Consider the following 340-nt stretch of genomic DNA (forward strand, 5'->3'; position numbering starts at 1 on the left):
CGGGGAACGGGCCGGACTGGGGAAGCGTGGGCATGTGTCGGCGCGTCTGCGGGATCGCCTGGTAGATCCGGGCCAGCCGGTCGAGGCTCGAGAAGCAATCGCTGCTGTCAGCGGTTTCCGCCGACCCGAGAAACAGGACACCGTGCGGGTTCAGCCCATAGTGGAACAGGGTGAGAAGCTGCTCCTGGAGCGACCTTTCCAAGTAGATCATCAGGTTACGACAGGAGATGAGATCGAGGCGCATGAAAGGAGGTTCCTTCAGCACACTGTGCGACGCAAAGAGAACGACGTCCCTCAGTTCCTTGCGGACCCGGTAGTGTGTGCCCTCGTCGATGAAGTA

Annotated in this window: 1 protein-coding gene; it reads right to left on the reverse strand. The window is 60.9% G+C overall.

Going from position 1 to position 340, the window contains the following annotated elements; genetic code table 11:
* On the reverse strand, positions 1-334 hold a 334-nt coding region (locus GZH79_RS18880), incomplete at its 3' end, for a CheR family methyltransferase (RefSeq protein WP_349291237.1).
* Between the last annotated feature and the right edge of the window lie 6 nt (positions 335-340).

The organism is Loktanella sp. SALINAS62, from assembly GCF_018263905.1.
Taxonomy (GTDB): domain Bacteria; phylum Pseudomonadota; class Alphaproteobacteria; order Rhodobacterales; family Rhodobacteraceae; genus Loktanella.